Raw genomic sequence first — 17555 nt, 5'->3', positions numbered from 1 at the left:
TATTTATTACGTCATCAATTCACAGCATCTCTATGCTTTTGGTGAACTTCTACGTTGCGGTTTACCCGAAGATGGACCTTGGCGACGACTGCGACTAGCGCCTTCACCTGCTGGTTTATTTGCACCACGGTTTTGACCGTTACCCTGCTTACCTTTATTTGCGTTACCGCCGGTATTTCTTGCTGGACGGTTTTCACCTTCCGATTTTCCGCCCGCGTTTCCACCTTTGTTTGCAGGTTTGCGGTTAGAATTATTCGAATTGCCATTACTTGCAACATGACGCTTATTCTTGCCAGCAGGTTTATTACCACGAGCATTGCCACCAGAACGTTGTCCATCAGCATGATCGACTTTTGGCTTTTTAGGTTTCTTAGGCTTAATTGGGCGCGTATCTAGTCTAGATTCCGGCAATGTCGTTTCTGGAATAAAGCCTTCTAGTTGATGACGAGGCAGAACTTGTTGGATCAGACGCTCAATCGAAAATAGTTCATACGTTTCTTCAGCCGTAACCAACGAAATAGCCTTGCCCACTTCGCCAGCACGACCAGTACGGCCAATACGGTGTACATAATCTTCTGACACGTTTGGCAGATCAAAGTTAACCACCTGAGGCAATTGTGGGATATCAATACCACGAGCAGCAATATCAGTTGCAACCAATACTCGTACTTGACCCGTTTTAAAGTTCTCAAGTGCTTTCGTTCTTGCGCCTTGGCTTTTGTTACCATGAATAGGTGCAGACGTAATACCTTGCCCTTCAAGGTAGCGTGACAAGCGGTTAGCACCATGCTTTGTCTTGCTGAATACCAACACTTGTCGCCAATCATTATCTTTAATTAACTTAGCAAGCATCGCACTTTTTTTGCTCTTATCCGCAGGGTAAATACTTTGCTCTACCGTTACCGCTGTTGAGTTAGCCGTGTTTACTGAAATTTCAACAGGGTTATTGACTAAACCCTTTGCTAGGCTGCGGATATCATCTGAAAAAGTGGCTGAAAATAGTAAGTTTTGACGCTTCTTTGGTAGGAAAGCTAGAACTTTACGAATATCGCGAATGAAGCCCATATCAAGCATGCGGTCAGCTTCATCAAGAACCAGCATTTCTAATTGATCAAATCGAACTGCATTTTGATTATAAAGATCCAACAAGCGACCAGGTGTTGCCACTAGAACATCACTGCCTTGGCGAAGCTTCTGCATTTGCGGGTTGATTTTAACACCACCAAATACAACCGTTGCAGATAGAGGCAAATGCTTGCTGTACTTTACAACGTTGTCATAAATCTGAGCGGCCAATTCACGAGTTGGCGTCAATACAAGCGTTCGAACTTGATTATGGCGAACCTTAGGGCCTTTAGACAAAATTTCCAAAATAGGAAGTGTAAATGCCGCCGTTTTGCCAGTACCCGTTTGAGCCGCAGCCATTACATCCTGACCTTCCAAGACCGCTGGAATTGCTTGCGCTTGGATAGGTGATGGCTTGTCATAACCTTGCTCTTCAATAGCTTTAAGAATTGGAGCAGATAGACCCAAAGAGGTAAAACTCATAAATTGATTCTCGAATTAGATAATTAGGATCACTGATCTATTTCAATTCAATAGAAACAGTTTCTCTAGAAGACGGCAGAGGTAGGCATTTGCCTTTTACAGGCTTACAAAAATAGCTGCCGATTGAAGCGCGCTATTCTGAGGCTTTTACCATGGAAATGAAAGTAATATCGTGATTTAACCGCCGAGCAAACCCTGTTTTTGGTCATACATTCTATCATCAGCGAATTTCAGCATCTCATCCATTGTGGAAAATTCATCAGAATATAAAACGGAACCAATGCTAACTTTTATGTAAATCAACGCACCTTCATAAATGATCGGGGTTGAACTCAGTGATTTTTGGACCGTAACTTCAATTCGTCTCACATCCGAAGCGTTCATCACTCTAGGAAGCAATACCAAGAACTCATCGCCACCAATTCTCGCCATGAGATCAGAGCTTCTTAATACATTACGAACACGTTCAGCACAAGCAACCAGCACTTTGTCACCAGCGACATGACCATAGGTATCATTAATTTCTTTGAACTTATCAAGATCAAGATTGAGCAGTGCAAACCGCTCGTGGTTTTCCGTTTTCTTAGCAGAATTAAACTGATCCTCGAGGATATACATAAAGTACCGTCGATTAGGCAGTTTCGTCAGTTCGTCATGCAAAGAACGGTTCTGTGCTGAAACATAGAGTCGATAAATGGTAACAAAGGCGAAGGCTAGAATGATGATGATCGGGTACCCAATCAATCGGACGCTATGTATTCTGAACCAATTTTCACGCTCAGCTGACCAAGGCGCTCTTGCTACCGCAACTTCCCAACTACCATAAGGGAAATTTACTTTTTCAGTCGCGAACGCATCATCGAAAACTGTTTGATCGCCATGAAATATCTCACCTTGCGAACCAGAGCTATCGAGCCCCCTAATCCCAAGTCTATATTTTAGCTCAAACGCTTCGATGCCAACTTCTTGAAATAGAGAGTCGAGATCAATGACTGCACTGCATACCCCCCAATACTCTTTATTATTAGGAGGGTCGGTAAAAATGGGGACACGAGCGATCAATCCTCGTCCACCTTGAACCAAGTTAACAGGACCAGCAATAAATATCTGTTCTATCTCTCGAGCTTTCACGATCGACGCATACTGAGCGGGAATCCGTCGATAATTCAGATCTATAACTTTTTCATTACCTTGAAGCGGATAAACAAAATTAATGATGTCGTTTCTAGCTAACGCAATAATAGTGACATGCTTTGACTCTTTAATGATTTTTGCAGCAACCTTTTCCCAGTTATCAAAAGCGGTATCAGAATGGATACTCACAAGCGTAGAAAGGCTATTAGATACATAAATATCCGCGACAATAGCAGCTTCTAAGTTTGATCGGACTTTTGATAGCTCTTCTTTAGCACTGCTTTGGTATTGCTTATCGAGAAACATCATTTGATTCTGGTTTAGCAACTCAAGCAGCATAATGGCTACTATAACAAAAACGGCAAGCAGCAAATTTACAGACCATTGCTTACCAAAAAGGTAACGCATCAATGACACTCTCCATCAGTAATTTATTATAATTCTTATTAATAGAATAGACACTAAAGATAGAGTAACCTAATTGTCTAGTACTTACACAGTACATTTCTCAAATAACATGCTTTTTCTCACTTACCTTTCATTTGATAAAACATCACTTAATATAAGAGAGTACCCGTTTTCTCAACCATTTATCAGCTGGCTATATGACTAAACAGCAGCGACCATTTTTTGCAGTAAACGAATCATATCGACTTGCTCATCGGCGTCTAATGATCTCAGTAGCTCTCTATTGACTTGTGCAGGCAATACGAGCAAGTCTTTTTCCATTGCCCGTCCTTTTTCCGTTAAATAGATTCGGAATGAACGCCGACTATTTGGATCGGCTTGTCTTTCCACCAGCCCAAGTTTTTCAAGCTTATCTAACGTTCTGGTTGTGGTTGAGTTCTCTACTTTGGATTTCAACGCAATATCTCTTTGCGTGATCCCTTCTTCTTCCCACAAACACATCATGGTTGGCCACAATGCGACCGTTAGCCCATGCTTTTTAAGCTCTACTTCAAACTTTTTCGCGGCTTGGTTCGCGATGACATTAATCATCCAGCCAAAACTACTCTGGCGATCAAATTTCGTTTCCATATTTTCATACCAATGACGACACAACTATTGTCATGGTAACTAATCCGGCTGCAAGTAGCATTAATAATGCGCGCTTATTTGATGAAAAAGCTAATACGGCATTAGGGTTATCTAGCGTATTTTTTTGCTTACCGCTCACCATCGCCCACACTAAAGGTTTTGAACGCAACTTATAAACGAGAATGGCTAGCAGGTGAACAGCAACGAGAGCTTGAAGTACTTTCGCAAAAAGACTATGAATTGCCATACTGGCATCATAAGCGGAGTCTGTGAGTAAGGTTTCTGCGAATGGCATGTTATCTAACAAGCCTGATATAACAATACCCGTTGAACACTGCATCAACAAACTCACTATTAGTACCACCACCATCCATGATCCTGCGGGGTTATGACCAGGTTGCGCTTTTTCTCGCCCCATCAAATAGCTGACAACACGCTTTGGAGAAGCCACAAAAGCTTTAAATTGGCTCGTTTCGCTTCCCACAACACCCCACAAAACTCGCCAGATAACAAGCGTAAAAAGAGCTAACCCTAAAACAAGGTGTGGCCCTTCTCCACTGTTCCCACTCGCCACTAGTCCAATAAAAAGTAACGCTTGAAGCCAATGATAAAAACGTGTCGGTAGATCCCAGATTTTCATTTCATCTCCTCTCTGCTTGTGCAGAACATTGCAAAGTACATCAATTTTCTAGAGCACGTATTTTTATTGCTCTGATTCAATACAAACAATTTACACAACAATAGTTGCGCATGCAACTATTGTTGTGTAAATTACCTTCATCGACAGAGGTCATCAACGAAAAACCATAATAGGAATACATATGAAAATGCTAACAATTGCATTACTTGTCGCTCTACCTGCTTTTGCAAGCACTCAAAGTAGCCAAGATATTATTGATACGAGACAGCACTCTTTTTCTTCCATTGAAAACAAAGCAGAGCAACTTGAAGAAGAATTAGACAAAGACAAGCCTGATTGGACTGAAGTGGTAACCATAAGTGAAGAGTTAACCCGCCATAGCACTCAACTACGGGCTCTCTTTCCTGAAGGCAGCAGTGAAAACAGCAAAGCAAAAAAAGCTATTTGGGAAAAACCTGAAAAGTTTAATCAGCGCATGATGGAAATGGATCAAGGATTCAAAGACTTATATCAAGCCAGCAAGAGGCAAGATATCAGCGCTGCAAAAAACGGATTAGAACAAGCACAAGACACATGCAATAGCTGTCATCGTAGCTACCGATCACGCTGGTAAGGAGTGGATCATGCAGGTAAACAAGCACAAAGTCGTTGAACTCATATTTCTTGTTGGGATCATTATGTATGTTGGTGGCATCTTATCCCATATCGTCATCGCAAATGTTTTAGATCACAACAATTTACATGCCATCCATTATACGGCGCTTTATAAAGAGAAAAGTGCCTATATTTTGATTCTTCCCGGATTATTGATGAAGATTACAGCAACCCTTGTGGAATCAAAAAACTATGTAATCAAGCCACTGTGGCTAAAAGTTCAATACGGCTGTATGGCATTTTTAACCATCAACGCTATTTTTTTTCTCTTTCCGATGATGCCGACAATGACCACTTTAGCAGCTCAGAATTTGGATGTAGGTAGAATAACTGCGGCCTATCAAAATGAAGCCACTAAAGAGATGATCATTGGTATTTCGAACGCCTTGCCTCTACTAATCATGGTGGTGCTCAGCGCACTCGGCAGTAAACCCGTGCGAAAATAGTGGAAAATTAGAGAGCTTCTTCATTTTGGAGAAGCACCCTCCTGGTGCTGCTGCGAATATATAAACCTCACCTATCCTTGACCTAGTTTTTACATATATTCATCAATGAACTGATATAGTTAGCCTCCCGTAATGGCAGGACTCATCAAATGACACTTTCCAAAATCACACTCTGTATTTTACTCAGTACTTCTACTTTTTTTAGTGCCTATAGCAGCGCAGCTGAATCATCACGTATTACCGATATTGAGTTTGAACAGTCTGCCCAAATCATTCGCAACACTTACGAACCTGAGCTTTTTACACTTCCAGCATTCAAAGAAGGGCACTACGGTTTACGTATGTTCCGTCAAACCTTAGATGATAAATATTCTGCGGCAATATGGAGCGACCTCGCGCGTGTTGCAAGCCGACTCAACCATTTTTCAACGGAAGTACATACGCCTGAACAGATCATCCTATATTCAGAAAAACGTCTTTCTGGTTACGTAGGGGATGATGATGAGCGCAGCATGCGCCGTTATACCGCAACCAAGCATATGCCTGAATATCTGTATTTAGGGGTCGACCTATTAGGTTCAATGGCTCGGGCAAATGAATATGGTTTACAGCACCGCGACGATAAAAAACTGCGCCAAGTGATTCGTCGATATGATTTCAGCCACTATGCGACCAATGAAGAGATGATTAAAGCGTGGGCTGCTCAACTGGCTAACCAAGTCTATTGGTTACGTCAACTTGGCGAACAAGATGTCGTTGAAGCATTCGCGGATTCCTTTAGGAAAACCTACCCTGATGCCAATGATAAAAAGCTATCAAAACAGCAATATGACAATAAGCTGTACGGCATGACTCATATTATTTTCGGTGACTCGGAGTATTACCAGCACCAAGTAAATGAACAAGATCACCAATGGATCTACGACTATTTCCGAACACACATCGACACTATTTTGTTGCGAGCAAAAGAAGATGTCATAGCCGAAGTGGGGATCACATTCTTACTTGCGGGATTAGAAGATGATCCAGTGGTATACAAAACCCGCAAAGCCATTCAAGCTTCAATCGATAAAGAGAAAGGTATGATTCCATCGGTCACGGGTGACTTTGATCTGAGCTATGGTGAACACCGTAATGTTCTCGCCATTATGCTGCTCGACTGGCAGAAAACCAATGAAGCGCCGACCTTCCTCAAGCAACCTCAAGTCTTTAAACGCTTGCCTTTTGGTTTAGAGCAAGACATAACTCACTAATAAGCTAGAATAAATGGACGCCCTGAGCCATTAAGTAGCTCAGGGCACAACCAATTATCATTCAGAGTTAGAACCATTATGAGCCAAAATCACTCACAAATTGCCCTCCGCCTTCTGGACAAACACGATGTTAAAAGTTTATTAGAATTTGAGTTAGACAACAGAGACTGGTTTGAGCAATTTATTGATTCGAGAGGGGACGAGTTTTATACACGAAGGGGACTCGAAGAGCATATAAGGCACTGCTTATCCCAATATGAGCAGAACTTGATGTATCCAACATTGATCATTGACCAACATGGAAAGATTTGTGGACGAGCCAACATTCACTTTATCGAACACGTCACTAAGCGTGGCGCAATAGGCTATCGCATCGGGCAGAATTTTTGTCATCAAGGTATTGCCAGTCAAGCGACTCGTTTACTCATTGAACATGCAACAAATCACCTTCAACTTAAACAGTTGGCTGCTTTTGCATCCGTTGAAAACCTTGCCTCACAACGCGTGCTGGAAAAAAACGGCTTTGTGAAAGCGGGAATCAAAGAAGAATTTACTTTAGTTCAAGACCAAGTATTAGATTGCTTTGACTACCGCCTATCTCTGACAAGTCCTTAATCACCTGTCACCAAAGTCGAACCTTATTATCGCAAAAACAGAGTCTTAATTAATTTAGACAATAACTTTTTCTGAGTCAGCATCCAGTGGCTTCTCGGTAACCAAGCTGGCGTTTTCAGTACTGTTTTTGCATTTGAAAATGCATGGAAGCCTTCAATTCCGTGGTAACTCCCAATACCGGACTCACCGATACCACCAAATGGTGCATCGTCTGCCGCAACTTGCAAAATGGCATCGTTTATCGCTACCCCACCACTGTGCGTACTATTCAGCACTCGGCTTTGAAGCTCCTTATCGCTGCTCATTAGATACAGAGCAAGGGGCCGCTGATGACGATTAATGTATGTAATGCACTCATCCACATTTTTATAGGTCATAATTGGCAATATTGGTCCAAAAATTTCGTCTTGCATCAGTAGCATTGAATCATCGACATCAGTAACAAAGTGCGGCCACATCTGACGAGCTTCACTCAATTCACCTTCAATCGTCGTGATCGTCGCGCCCCTGTTTTTTGCATCTTCAAGGTAGGAGTTCAATCGTGCAAATTGTGCTTGGTTGATAATGTTCGTTATCTCTCTGCGCCCTTTTTTCTCTTTAAACGCCTTTAAGAAACGTTGTTTGTAGATCTCAATAAACTCATTCTGCTTTCCATCAGGCACAAAGATATAATCAGGGGCGACACAAATCTGACCTGCATTACTCGATTTACCAAACATAATCGCATCAACGGCACTTTTTAAATCGGCATCTTCACCGATAATGGTTGGCGATTTCCCACCTAACTCTAAAGTAATCGGCGTTAAGTGCTCTGCCGCGGCTTTTGCCACTAATCGTCCAACCGCTGTCGAACCCGTAAACAGCAAATGGTTGAACGGCAAACGACTGAATTCAGCGGCAATAGCGCCATCCCCTTCAATCAAAACCACTTGATCAGGAAAAGATTTAAAGATTGAACGCAACACTTGATTGGTTGAAGGTGTGAATTCACTTAATTTCACCATCACTCGGTTGCCCGCCGCTAACGCTGTAACTATAGGCGCAATACTTAACACAATCGGGAAGTTCCACGGAACAATAACGCCAACAACACCCAATGGCTGATAGTGAACACTTACTGTAGATGGAGTAAGTAGTAATCCAGCATGACGACGAGAAGGTTTCATCCACTTTGGTAATTTCTTAATGGTGTAATTGATATGTTGAATGGCAGGCATAAGATCGCACACCATAGAATCAAAGGAGCTACGGAAACCATAATCCTCAGATAAAGCCTCTATCAACGCGGGACGGCTTTTTAGCACATTAGCCTTTAGTTGCTGTAGTGTTTCGATTCTCACCTGCTTATCTGGGTAGCAATTGTCTTGATAAGCTTGAGTAAGATCAGAAAAGTGACGCTCAAGCGAAGACACCTCTAGCGAACCATCACTCACCTGTACATTATCAATCTGTGCTTGCGCGTTCATTCCAAATTCACCTTATTATGTTTTCCTGTATTCAAGTAATAATGCCTGATCCGATGAGTTGCAAGTTATGAGCTCACAATTGCAGTAATATTGACCTGAAAAACACAATCTTGCTCACTTAGGCTAGATTCCAATTTGTGCTAATAACTCTTGAGCAGATTGTTTGGGAGAGCCAGCATGACAAATAGCAGAAACTAGCGCGATACCGGCAACCTTGGTCGCCACGACCGCATCAAGGTTGTCTGAATTAAGCCCACCAATCGCAACAATCGGTAATGCACTTTTGCTCACGGCCTGAGCTAATCCACTAATTCCCCACTCTTTATTGATATTGGTTTTGGTCGGTGTGGAAAAAATAGCACTTAAACCAATGTAATCAATGGGCAATGATTGTGACTCTTGTAACTGCTGCTCATTTTCAACCGACAGCCCGAGTATCTTATCCTTTCCTATTAGTTGCCTTGCGATCTTAACGGGCATATCAGATTGCCCGAGGTGAACCCCATCAGCATCCACAGCAAGTGCCACATCAACCCGGTCATTAATAATAAGAGGGACATTGGTTCCTTCGAGCACAGTTTTTACTGCTTGAGCCCGTTGAATAAATGACTGTATATCTCCATGCTTTTCACGCACTTGAATCATGGTTACGCCACCAGCAACCGCCTGTTCAACGACATGCTTCAATGTGTCGATATCTTGTTGATCATCGGTGACTAAATATAAACGGTAGGGATTCATTGTTATTTCGCCTTGTTTTTAAGATCAGCTTCCACTTATTTTAAACTCAATCAAAAAGCCAGAATCATTTGAGACTGACTTTTATCATCGCTGAACATTCTGATTAAGACATTTTCAAGCGCTCAATCAGTGTTGCGCCATCCATCTGATACAAATTATCGAGCAAATTAACCTGTAAACTTCCCGGGCCTTTCGATTGCTCAGCCGCAATTTCACCTGCTACACCTAATATCGCAGCAGCGGCAACGCCAGACTCATCACCAACAGCAGCAAAAGCGCCAGTCAGCGCGGTTAGCGTGCATCCCATTCCCGTCACATACGGCATCATTGCGTCGCCATTATTTAGTTGCGTTTGACCTTTTGGAGTGATGATATAATCTGTCGCACCAGAAACCACAACACTGCACTGGTAGGTTTCAACGAGATAATGCGCCGCCCCTAATGCCGCATCACTGCTGTCTAGCGCATCGACACCTTTACTTTGTCCCTCTTCACCCGCCAACGCGATGATTTCAGAAGCATTACCACGAATGATTAACTTCTTAGCCTTTTGTGCTATTTGACGAGAAATATCAGTGCGCAATCCACTTGCTCCACAGCCAACAGGATCAAGAACCACGACTTTTTGGTGTGTATTAGCTTGCTCAACAGCAAATAACATTCGTTCAATCCAAACGCTGTCTAACGTACCGATATTAATAACTAACGCCCCAGAGAACGACATCATCTCTGCCATTTCTTGGCGTGAATGAGCCATAATGGGCGAAGCTCCAATAGCCAAAAGCGCATTTGCAGTATTATTCATCACCACGTAATTGGTAATGTTCAGCACTAATGGTTTATGTTCGCGTAAGGCATCAAGCGCCTTTACTATTTGTTCTGCATTCATAGATTCATCTCAACTGTTTTTTCTTGTATCTGCTCACATGTTTTTGCGTCTAAGCCTTGCTGCCAAAAAGCAATTTCCATCCGTGTGGCGGTTTTGAAAACATCAATTAAACGACGTCCACGTTCACTGTTAATATCGATATCAGCCAGTAATTCATCAACATGCTGCGCACCTTTAGCGACACCTTGTTGGAATTCATCTCCGCTATAAAGCTCTATCCAACTGGCATAAGGGTTACCTTCTAATACCGTTTTCTCACTAGCCATCAATTGTCGACCAATGAGTGCATAGCCGAGTGAGCACGGTGCCAAAGCCGCATAAAGATCGACAATATCACCCGACATTCCTGCATCGAGTACGTAGCGGGTATAAGCCACAGTTGCAACATCTTCCGGTTCCGCTTCTAAATCCGTTTCCGTCAATCCCCAATTAGCGCAATAACTGACATGGTGAGCAATTTCTGAATCAAGCAGCGCATGAACACTAGGCAGAGCTTTGCGCATATCCGCTAAAGTTCGAGCCTTATAAATCGCCAATGCGTATGCACGAGCGTACTGCTTCAAAAATAGAAAATCTTGCTTTAGATAATGCAGGTAACAGTCTGCATGTAAGGAACCACGTCCTAACTGTTGAACAAACGAATGCTTGGTATAAGCGTCCCAATCCTCTTGGCATGCCTTGATTAGATCTTGATGATTCATCGAGATTTCTCACTATTTTTAATGATGATTGATTGCGAACAGAAAATGGGATTACTCAAAAGTGGGTACGTAATCTTTCGCTTTAGGCAGAGATTGGATGATATTTTGCGAATACATAAACTGCGCATAATCGTCGTAACGCTTCAAATCAACAGCGGATGGTCGCAGCGCAAAACGGTTTAACGTATCGTTCCACGCGCGCTTATTCAGTTCATTATTGAGCGTGTCTGGCGCATAAGCGACGAACTGCTTCCAAGACTCTTGAGGATGATTGACGATATAAACCGTGGCTTGCTCTAAGGCTTTATTGAATGCTTTTATTACTTCTTTATCGTAAGTGTTTGCATTCGCGACAAATACCAATTCATCATAAGTCGGCACACCATGTTCTTCGGGGAAAAACGCTTTCGATTGATAACCCTCTAATGCCAACTGATTGGTTTCAAAGTTGCGTAAACCGCCCCAAATCGCATCCACTTTTCCTGCGGCTAATGACGAAGATAATGCCCACCCAACGTTGATGATCTCTACATCTTTATAGCTCACACCACGAGTTTGCAGCATGGTGCCAATCGTCGCTTCTTCATTACCCGCAATCGCGATTCCTATCTTCTTCCCTTTAAGATCAGACATGTCATCAATCTTGTTATTGTCGAGCACCATCAGCGTATTCAATGGCGTGGCAATCAAGGTTGAAGCGCGAATAAGTGGCAAGCCCGCCGCGACATCAATGGTTAAATTAGGCTGATATGAAATAGCTAAATCCACTTTATTAGCTGCAACGAGCTTAGGTGGTGTACTTGGATCAGCAGGCTCCTGTATCTCGACTTTTAAGCCTTGCTGTGCAAAATATCCTCGCTCTTTCGCAATCACAATCGGGCCGTGGTTTGGATTCACAAACCAATCAAGCATCAATGTCAGCGGCTTAACTTCAACGTTCTCGTCAGCTTGAACGTTCACAGAAAGCAATGTAGTCGCAAGTGCAATAGCACTCATAATCGTTTTCTTTTTCACTGTTTTTCCTTCTTGTATTTCCATATTGGTAATCTATTCATGAGCGGCTTAGCTCATTCATTTTTTTGTTGTAATAAGTTTTCAAACCGCTGCTCTATCGGCTCATATTCCGATGATGCACGCTCCTTGAATCGCACATAATGGGGATCACACTTCCCACGGGATCAGTTTCTTCAAAATGAAATCGGCACAGAAATAGAGTGAGACAGACAACGCTGAAAGCACAAACAGTGCAGCAAACATGTCATCTATCATCATCCGAGCATTGGTTTGTAACATCAGATAACCCAAACCTTCACTTGATCCCACCCACTCTCCCGCAACCGCGCCAATCGGGGCAATTACCACAGCTACTCGAATGCCGGAACCTAAAGTAGGCAGCGAAGCAGGCAATTGAATATGGCGTAACATTTGCCATTTGGTTGCGCCCATGGTTTTAGCCAAATCAAGATAGCCAACAGGAGTGTTACGTAATCCGTCATAGCAGCATGTCGTCACAGGGAAAAAAATGATCAACGCCGCCATGACGATTTTTGATGCAATGCCATAGCCAAGCCACAGCATAAGAACGGGAGCAATCGCGAATACTGGAATGGCTTGGCTAGCAATGAGAATTGGGAGTAACCAACGTTTTACTGGTTTAAATAACAACATCTGTAACGCAAATAACAACCCCATAGAAAGCCCTAAAAGTAGGCCTAAAATGATCTCTTGCGCTGTAACGAAGGTATGTTTAGCCAATACGTCAGAGCGTTGAATTAAGCTATTAAAAACATCTAACGGGGCTGGCAGAATAAAAGGAGGGGTCTCAAAAATCACCACTATCGCTTGCCAAAGCCCAACGATAACCAGCCCAGAAAACAGCATTCGCAACAGCTGATGAGGAAGGTGACGGTTATCAAGAAGACGTCTGGATACCAATCTTAGTTGAGCCGAACTATTCATAATCACTCTCCAACTGATCGATAATGCACTGCTGTAACTGAGCACAATTGGAATCAAACTTTCTTGGCATTTCAGAGTCAGGAACAGACAAAATATCGGCAATGTTCAATGATTGCGCAAAAGCAGGAGTACCTTGAATAATGTATAACTGATGCGCTAATCGAATCGCTTCTTGTGGATCATGAGTGATCAATACCACTGTTTTATCGGAGAGCAGCTCATATGCAAGATTTTGCAATCGATAACGAGTGACGGCATCCAACGCCGAGAAAGGTTCATCCATTAACACAATCGGTTTGTCTTGCATTAAAGTTCGAGCTAAAGCAACTCTCTGGCGCATACCACCCGATAGCTGCTGAGGCAGAAGTTGAGCCTTGCCTGCTAATCCCACTCGGTTCAGTAGATCTAGAGCTTTAGCTTGCTGATGTTCAAAGGCTGAAGATCCAAATTTATCACTCAGCAGCACATTATCTAATACCGACAGCCAAGGCATCAGCAGATCTTGCTGAGCCATATACGCAATATGACCATCAATTGCGATAGCTTGAGAGGCTTTATCGTTACCGCAGAGGTTAAGTTCACCGCGCCACTCAGCTTTACCTTCTAACAGCCCCGCAAGGTAGCGAAGTAAAGAACTTTTCCCACAACCGCTGCGCCCTAAAATACACGTCCATAACGTTGCAGGAATGCGCATGTTTAGCCCTGAAATAATGGGCTGTTCAGTATCTTGGTAACGTAAATAGCCCGATATAATGTCTAACCACTCCCCAGGTTCAACACTGAGAACCGAGCGATTAAGCGATGCTTGAGCTGGCGCGTCCTGCATATTAACGGACATCATTATGACCATCAAAGAAGTGGTGAACTGGACCATGTCCTTGGCCAATATCCAACTCATCGGCATGAGCGATGGCTAAAGATATATATTGCTTAGCCAACTTAACCGCACTGAATAGATCATTACCTTGTGCTAAATATGAAGCGATTGCCGATGATAAAGTACATCCCGTGCCATGAGTATTATGGGTATCTACTCTTTTTGCACTCAAACGCTCAACGCGATCGGAAAAGATCAGCAAATCATTACTATTCTCATCGCACTCTAGATGACCACCTTTGAGCAGTACTGAGTTCGCACCCAACTGTCGCAGATCAGCAATCATCAAGTTCATTGCATTTTCATTGGTTGGAATAGAACTACCAATCAGAGCTGCACCTTCTGGGAGGTTTGGAGTGATCACATCAGCCAGTGGAAGCAGTTCTGCTTTTAGCGTACTGATCGCTGAGTTCTCTAACAGCAAGTCTCCACTGGTCGCGACCATTACAGGGTCAACCACGACAAATTGTGGTCGATACTGCTTAATCTTTGCGGCAACGGTTTTAATGATTTCAGAATCAGCCAGCATCCCGACTTTAACAGCGACAACATTTAAATCGGTGAAAACCGCATCTAACTGAGTTTCAATATGATCAATTGGAATGGGGAAAATGGCCGAAACGCCGAGTGTATTTTGAGAAGTAATGGCCGTTATTACCGAACAGGAATAGCTGCCTGTGGCCGACATCGCTTTAATATCAGCTTGAATTCCCGCGCCACCGCCGCTATCAGAGCCTGCAATAGTCAACACAATCGGAGTGGTAGAATCAGGTAATATTTGGGAAGAGGAATGTGATGATATATGAGAATGTGACATAAAAGCTCCAAGACTAATGCAAGGAACTCTCTGGCTAAAAAACAGACGAATGTTGGGATCGATTCATCATTAGCAAGACTATAGTTCCCTACGCCAGTGTTAACTGAATCAGGTTCAACGGGTCTCGCAATTGCGATCTCAGCCTAATGGCCCCCCGACTATGTAAGCCGCGATAATAACAATTTTTCTAAAAAGGGCAATGTTTATAGCGACGAGTATCGATATAAAAGTAAAACTGACAACAACTTAACTTGTGAATAATTGCAACTCGTCGCACAATCCAGCTTCATCTCAACCACTATTTGCTCTCTGTTATAGAGGCTATTTTAGAGCTCACTTATGGATCTTATTCTCAGTCCCACTTTTTTTGCTTTAATCCTTGTTTTTATCTTTGCGGCGATTGTCCGCGGCTTCTCTGGCTTCGGTTTCACGCTTATCGCTCTGCCCTTGAGTGCTCTGTTTGTGCCTGTCATAAAACTGGTTCCGGTATTTATGCTTATCGACTGCCTAGGTAATATTCAACTGCTCCCGAAAGTCAGAAGGTCGGTGGATTGGTCTTGGGTCGCACACGTTTTTATTCCTTGCCTTGTGTTTACTCCGGTAGGGCTATTGCTGCTCACTTCGGTTGATCAGCAAACCATCATCCTAATCATCAGCGGTTTCATTTTTGCTTCTGCTTTCATGATCCAGCGCGGTTTTCAGTATTCGAAAAAGAGTCGAGTTGCTCCTCTCATTTTAGGCAGTTTAGCCGGAATCATGAATGGTGCGGCTTCCATGTCTGGCCCACCCATTGGCACTCACGCATTAGCCAGTCCATTCTCACCTATCGTGGCAAGAGCCTGTTTAATCGCTTTCTTTGTGCTAGCTGATTCGACTGCTTTTATCTCTGCGAGTGTCGCTGGCTTAGTCGATTGGAATACCGTAATTCTTACCCTTGCTCTATTACCAAGCAGCATGTTTGGCGGAGCCGTTGGAACGAAACTATTTGATAAATATGGCGCAGCAAAGTTCAAACCCGTCACTATTGGTTTATTGGTGGTCATTGCGAGTTTCAGCGTGTTACGGGTGGTGTTTAATTCTTAGTCAGGCTCTCTTGGTCAGCCTTGTGTAAATTTTTCACTTATTCGCGGCAATTTCCAAGCCTGATCATTGCATTCACTCATTTTACGAGGCAGGCTGAGAGCGATCATAAGTTATTGAAACGGAATAATATTGGATATGAACATTCTTAAGCCTATCTCAGCTGCACTTCTTATCGCCACTAGCCATTTTGCACTAGCCGACGTAACCTTAAATCTTCCTTCTGACGTCACTCTCTTAGCCGTCAATATGGAAAAGCCACAAACCTCAGGAAGTTTCTTCTCTTCGGTGACCAGTGCAACTTTAGAAGATGGACAAAACCAGATCGTTTTCCGCTTTGAGCCCTATTTTGACAAAGGGAATGAACGCAATAGTGTGAGCAGCGATGTTTATATCGTCACTTTTGATGAAGCGAATACAAAATTAGACTTTGTCCTTCCAAAATACCGAACTGAACGTGAAGCAGAACGTGAAATCGGAAACATGGAGTGGTCGTTGATCGACGAGAAAGGCGAAACCATTTCAATTAAAACCGACAAGCTGAAAAAAGACGGCATGCAACTTGGTCGTAACTATGTTCGTGAATCAGAGGATTATAACCGTGCCGGAGGCATTGCTTCTATCGGTGTTGTCACCACTGTCGTGACGCTTCCAAAAGCAAAGACAGAAACCGCGACAAAACCAGTCGTTGTAACACAAGCGGAGCAACCACAAATTGACAGTACTGCTGAAGAAATGCTGCATTTTTGGTACAGCAAAGCTGATGCTGACACCCAAGCCCGCTTTAAAGATTTCATCAATAAGAAGTAAAGTTAGCACTCAGTAAAATGCCATCAACTGTCTGTTTAATTTAAATTTTATCAAGATAGTAGAAAAATAACTGGCTTCCTGTTAGCTTGAATTATTCAATAATGAATAGTTAAGGGAAGCCATGTTTAGCCTAAAAATTGATGATGAATTAGAATTAGCACTCGTACAAGAATCCTTCGCTTCACACTATTCTGATATTGCTTGCAGCCAGAAAGAGTATTTATCTCAGTGGCTCGCTTGGCCTCCTCACTGCCAGAGTGAACAAGACTTTCGTATTTTCATTCAACGCTCTCTCCACGATTACGCTGAAGGAAAGTCCATGACTTGCGCGGTTTGGTATCAGGATCGGTTAGTCGGAAACACCAGCTTTAATAGTATTGACCATGACTTACAAAAAGTGACCATTGGTTACTGGTTGTCTCAAGATGAGCAAGGCAAGGGAATCATGAGTCGAGTGGTCAAAAAGCTAATTAGTATCGCTTTCGATGAGCTTGATATGCAAAAAATCGAGATTTCTGCTGCCGAAGGAAACAAACCGAGCCGAGCTCTGTGCGAACGTCTTGGCTTTAAGTTAGAAGGAATCATCAGCCGCAATGAAAACCTCAATGGTCGCATTGTTGATCACGCCATCTATGGGCTCAGCCGCGACCAACAACCTTCGGCTAACTACTAACCACTGAATCGCAATATTCCAGACAATAAAAGCAGAAGCCTCAAGCTTTAGGGTTCTGCTTCTTACTACTCTAAAAACTGATCAAGTTATCATCTCCCCTACACCACAGCGTTGACTCACTAACTATCTTTCTTCAAAAAATAGCTTGCAATTAAGCGTTACAGGTATAGTGTTATACTTACATATAACACCAACCAAGTTAATCACGCGATTA

Annotated in this window: 18 protein-coding genes, 1 pseudogene and 1 riboswitch; of the genes and pseudogenes, 7 read left to right on the top strand and 12 right to left on the bottom strand. The window is 42.9% G+C overall.

All coding sequences use genetic code 11. From position 1 onward, the window contains the following. Window positions 1-30: 30 nt before the first annotated feature. The 4 genes from OCV39_RS17420 to OCV39_RS17405 all read right to left on the bottom strand — a co-directional run bounded on the left by OCV39_RS17420 (window position 31) and on the right by OCV39_RS17405 (window position 4360). A complete protein-coding gene (locus OCV39_RS17420; RefSeq protein WP_017054450.1) occupies window positions 31-1548 on the bottom strand; it encodes a DEAD/DEAH box helicase in 1518 nt (505 codons plus the stop codon). Window positions 1549-1725: 177 nt separating this feature from the next. Further along, complete coding sequence (locus OCV39_RS17415) at window positions 1726-3090, bottom strand: sensor domain-containing diguanylate cyclase (protein WP_261889533.1); 1365 nt, start codon at window positions 3088-3090, stop codon at window positions 1726-1728. Window positions 3091-3291: 201 nt separating this feature from the next. Next, a complete protein-coding gene (locus OCV39_RS17410; RefSeq protein WP_136995231.1) occupies window positions 3292-3720 on the bottom strand; it encodes a MarR family winged helix-turn-helix transcriptional regulator in 429 nt (142 codons plus the stop codon). A 4-nt stretch (window positions 3721-3724) separates the two neighbouring features. After that, a complete protein-coding gene (locus tag OCV39_RS17405; RefSeq protein WP_261889532.1) occupies window positions 3725-4360 on the bottom strand; it encodes a cytochrome b/b6 domain-containing protein in 636 nt (211 codons plus the stop codon). A 181-nt stretch (window positions 4361-4541) separates the two neighbouring features. On the opposite strand from OCV39_RS17405, the gene OCV39_RS17400 reads away from it, so the two are divergent. The 4 genes from OCV39_RS17400 to OCV39_RS17385 all read left to right on the top strand — a co-directional run bounded on the left by OCV39_RS17400 (window position 4542) and on the right by OCV39_RS17385 (window position 7328). Next, window positions 4542-4973, top strand: coding sequence for a c-type cytochrome (locus OCV39_RS17400; RefSeq protein ID WP_261889531.1), 432 nt, complete (start codon window positions 4542-4544; stop codon window positions 4971-4973). A 10-nt stretch (window positions 4974-4983) separates the two neighbouring features. After that, a complete protein-coding gene (locus OCV39_RS17395; protein WP_261889530.1) occupies window positions 4984-5460 on the top strand; it encodes an enoyl-CoA hydratase in 477 nt (158 codons plus the stop codon). 149 nt (window positions 5461-5609) lie between these two features. Beyond that, window positions 5610-6713 carry a DUF3541 domain-containing protein gene (locus OCV39_RS17390; RefSeq protein ID WP_261889529.1) on the top strand — a complete coding sequence of 368 codons (1104 nt, stop codon included), beginning with the start codon at window positions 5610-5612 and terminating at the stop codon, window positions 6711-6713. A gap of 78 nt (window positions 6714-6791) precedes the next feature. Then, complete coding sequence (locus tag OCV39_RS17385) at window positions 6792-7328, top strand: GNAT family N-acetyltransferase (RefSeq protein ID WP_261889528.1); 537 nt, start codon at window positions 6792-6794, stop codon at window positions 7326-7328. A gap of 26 nt (window positions 7329-7354) precedes the next feature. Here the strand turns inward: OCV39_RS17385 and OCV39_RS17380 are convergent, their stop codons facing one another. The 8 genes and pseudogenes from OCV39_RS17380 to thiD all read right to left on the bottom strand — a co-directional run bounded on the left by OCV39_RS17380 (window position 7355) and on the right by thiD (window position 14778). Then, window positions 7355-8794 (bottom strand): coniferyl aldehyde dehydrogenase, encoded by a 1440-nt coding sequence (locus tag OCV39_RS17380; RefSeq protein WP_261890129.1) that lies wholly within the window; start codon window positions 8792-8794, stop codon window positions 7355-7357. Window positions 8795-8917: 123 nt separating this feature from the next. Next, window positions 8918-9535 carry a thiamine phosphate synthase gene (gene thiE / locus OCV39_RS17375; RefSeq protein WP_261890128.1) on the bottom strand — a complete coding sequence of 206 codons (618 nt, stop codon included), beginning with the start codon at window positions 9533-9535 and terminating at the stop codon, window positions 8918-8920. 103 nt (window positions 9536-9638) lie between these two features. Further along, window positions 9639-10424 (bottom strand): hydroxyethylthiazole kinase, encoded by a 786-nt coding sequence (thiM, locus tag OCV39_RS17370; protein WP_261890127.1) that lies wholly within the window; start codon window positions 10422-10424, stop codon window positions 9639-9641. Next, window positions 10421-11125, bottom strand: coding sequence for a thiaminase II (tenA, locus tag OCV39_RS17365; protein ID WP_261890126.1), 705 nt, complete (start codon window positions 11123-11125; stop codon window positions 10421-10423). The genes thiM and tenA overlap by 4 nt, the downstream gene beginning before the upstream one ends. 51 nt (window positions 11126-11176) lie before the next feature. After that, on the bottom strand, window positions 11177-12163 hold the full coding sequence (locus tag OCV39_RS17360) for an ABC transporter substrate-binding protein (protein ID WP_390903270.1): 987 nt from the start codon (window positions 12161-12163) through the stop codon (window positions 11177-11179). Between the two features lie 123 nt (window positions 12164-12286). Next, window positions 12287-12997: pseudogene (locus OCV39_RS17355) on the bottom strand (ABC transporter permease); the annotation flags it as partial. 79 nt (window positions 12998-13076) lie between these two features. Beyond that, window positions 13077-13925, bottom strand: a complete 849-nt coding sequence (locus tag OCV39_RS17350) for an ABC transporter ATP-binding protein (RefSeq protein ID WP_261890125.1) — start codon at window positions 13923-13925, stop codon at window positions 13077-13079. Further along, window positions 13912-14778 carry a bifunctional hydroxymethylpyrimidine kinase/phosphomethylpyrimidine kinase gene (thiD, locus tag OCV39_RS17345; RefSeq protein WP_261890124.1) on the bottom strand — a complete coding sequence of 289 codons (867 nt, stop codon included), beginning with the start codon at window positions 14776-14778 and terminating at the stop codon, window positions 13912-13914. The genes OCV39_RS17350 and thiD overlap by 14 nt, the downstream gene beginning before the upstream one ends. A gap of 68 nt (window positions 14779-14846) precedes the next feature. After that, a riboswitch (TPP riboswitch) is annotated at window positions 14847-14945 on the bottom strand. Between the two features lie 172 nt (window positions 14946-15117). Here thiD and OCV39_RS17340 point away from each other — a divergent pair. The 3 genes from OCV39_RS17340 to OCV39_RS17330 all read left to right on the top strand — a co-directional run bounded on the left by OCV39_RS17340 (window position 15118) and on the right by OCV39_RS17330 (window position 17341). After that, a complete protein-coding gene (locus OCV39_RS17340) occupies window positions 15118-15861 on the top strand; it encodes a sulfite exporter TauE/SafE family protein (protein ID WP_113800088.1) in 744 nt (247 codons plus the stop codon). Window positions 15862-15996: 135 nt separating this feature from the next. Then, on the top strand, window positions 15997-16668 hold the full coding sequence (locus OCV39_RS17335) for a DUF2057 family protein (RefSeq protein ID WP_136994767.1): 672 nt from the start codon (window positions 15997-15999) through the stop codon (window positions 16666-16668). 121 nt (window positions 16669-16789) lie between these two features. Further along, complete coding sequence (locus tag OCV39_RS17330) at window positions 16790-17341, top strand: GNAT family N-acetyltransferase (RefSeq protein WP_261890123.1); 552 nt, start codon at window positions 16790-16792, stop codon at window positions 17339-17341. Window positions 17342-17555: the final 214 nt, after the last annotated feature.

Origin of the sequence: Vibrio cortegadensis (genome assembly GCF_024347395.1) — a bacterium.
GTDB classification, from domain to species: domain Bacteria; phylum Pseudomonadota; class Gammaproteobacteria; order Enterobacterales; family Vibrionaceae; genus Vibrio; species Vibrio cortegadensis.
Note: the sequence above shows the minus strand (reverse complement) of the source record. Positions and strands in the feature narration are given on the sequence as shown.